At 66.0% G+C, this 2,059-nt stretch carries 2 protein-coding genes and 1 pseudogene; 2 read left to right on the top strand and 1 reads right to left on the bottom strand.

The window, feature by feature from the left end; genetic code table 11:
• Positions 1-97 (top strand): annotated as a pseudogene (locus EOA36_RS38640) (2-hydroxyhepta-2,4-diene-1,7-dioate isomerase); the annotation flags it as partial.
• Positions 94-900, top strand: coding sequence for a 2-oxo-hept-4-ene-1,7-dioate hydratase (gene hpaH, locus EOA36_RS34285; protein ID WP_127281114.1), 807 nt, complete (start codon positions 94-96; stop codon positions 898-900). The pseudogene EOA36_RS38640 and the gene hpaH, both read left to right, overlap by 4 nt.
• Before the next feature lie 24 nt (positions 901-924).
• Here hpaH and EOA36_RS34280 read toward each other — a convergent pair whose 3' ends face one another.
• Positions 925-1,947 carry a phosphotransferase gene (locus EOA36_RS34280; RefSeq protein ID WP_127281113.1) on the bottom strand — a complete coding sequence of 341 codons (1,023 nt, stop codon included), beginning with the start codon at positions 1,945-1,947 and terminating at the stop codon, positions 925-927.
• Positions 1,948-2,059 lie beyond the last annotated feature (112 nt).

The raw sequence follows: 2,059 nt of genomic DNA, 5'->3' as shown, positions 1-2,059 counted from the left end.
CCCGCCGATCTGGCTGAAACCGGGCGATGTGATCGAAGTCGAGGCCGACGGGATCGGCGTGCTCAGAAACGGTGTCGTCGACGAGGCAACAGCATGACCCCAAGCCAGGTGGAAGACGCCGCCGACAGGCTGTTCGAGGCCGAACGGTCGCGCCGCCAGATCCGGCTGCTCAGCCTCGACTTTCCCGAGGCGACGATGGAGGATGCCTATCGCGTCCAGGCGGCGCTGGTGAAGCGCAAGACCGATGCCGGGCTGAAGCCGAAAGGCTGGAAGATCGGCCTGACCTCCAAGGCGATGCAATATGCGCTGGCCATCGACACACCGGATTCGGGCGTGCTCTTCGACGACATGTTCTTCAACGACGGCGCGACCATTCCCGCCGGCCGTTTCATCCAGCCGCGCGTCGAGGCCGAGATCGCCTTCGTCATGAAGGCGCCGCTGAAGGGGCCCGGGATGACCCTCTTCGACGTGCTCAACGCCACCGACTACATCACGCCGGCGTTGGAAATCCTCGATACGCGCATCGAGCGCGTCAATGCCGAGACCAAGAAGGCGCGCACCTTCTTCGACACCATCTCCGACAATGCCGCCAATGCCGGCATCGTCATCGGCGGGCGGCCGCAGCGGCCCGATGAAGCCGACATGCGCTGGATCGGCGCCATCGTCTCGCGCAATGCCGAGGTCGAGGAGACCGGGCTCGGCGCCGGCGTGCTCAACCATCCGGCCATGGGCGTGGCCTGGCTGGCCGACCGGCTCGCCCGCTACGGCCTATCGATCGCGGCCGGCGAAGTGGTGCTGTCGGGTTCCTTCGTGCGGCCCGTGGAGGCACGGCCGGGCGACACGATCGTCGCCGATTTCGGCAGTTCGGGAACGGTCAGCATCCATTTTTCGAAAGGCTGACGGTTTCCCGCCAGCCATGCCGCCTCATTTGTCGCGCAAATAGGCCGCTATCACATCGGCGGCGATGTTCGACATGCGCAGGCCGACTTCGCGGGTGATGTCGCCCTCGACGCGGCTTTGCACCCAGCCCAGAAACGCGAAGGCCCGCAGCGCGGCGAACAGCGGCAGCGCAGCGATGTCCTGCGCGGTCAACTCCCGCTGCTGCCGGTAGCCGTCGAGCAGCGAGGCCTCGATCAGCGGATAGAGCGGCTCGTCTCGGTTCTGGTAGAGCGCAACCGCAAGGTCGTACATGTGCCAGCCAAAGCCGCAATCATCGAAGTCGATGATGCGCACGGCACCGTCATGGATCAGCACGTTCTCGCGCACCAGATCGGCGTGGATGATGCCGAAGTTGCGGGCGCTGTGTTCGTGTTCCGACAGCGCCTTCACGGCCTTTTCCCGCGCCCGGAAAACCAGCTCGCGGCGCGCGCCGTCGAGGAAGGGTGAGGTCTCGAAGCGTCCCCAAATCGGCGCCGCGCCGAAGAAACCGTCCAAGTCCCAGGCATGGCGGGTGAAGCCTGAAGGCGGCGACCACGTGGCGGTGACATTGTGCATGTGGGCGATGCATCGCCCGATCTCCCTGAACACCTGCTCCAACTGTTCCGGCGTATGGTCCAGCGGTACGCCGCGCGCGCCGATGGCGCGGCCCTCGAGCCAGCTCAGGCAATCGACCTGGCGTGGTTGCGTCAAAGCCGCGGTCCCGACGAGCACGAACGGGTCGCCGGCCTGCGTTGCGATCGGAGACGGGGTGGCGACGCCGGCGGCTTGCAGAAAGCCCATCCATTGCAGTTCACCGCGCAGCGCGGCATCCGTGTGGTAGCCAAGCCGATGCACACGCATCACGGCCGGCCGGCCATCGGAAAGGTGGATCCGGAAGACCGCATTCTCGCGGTATTTCAAGAGCTCCGGCTCACCGCCGCGAACGCCCCAATGATCCAGCGCGCGTCTGGCAAGGTCGGTGACATCAGCTGCCGTTTCGGGCCCCGCATGCGTCGAGACGGCGTTCACGCCGGCACTCCGCCGACTTCGCCGAGCACATCGTCGAGCGTTTCGATCAGCAGATCCGCATTGGCGCGGGAGAAGGGCATTGGCGTGCTGATGGGCAAGACCGGCATCCACG

It is taken from the genome of Mesorhizobium sp. M8A.F.Ca.ET.021.01.1.1, assembly GCF_003998025.1.
Taxonomy (GTDB): Bacteria; Pseudomonadota; Alphaproteobacteria; order Rhizobiales; family Rhizobiaceae; genus Mesorhizobium.
This window is presented reverse-complemented; position numbering and strand designations above follow the sequence as displayed.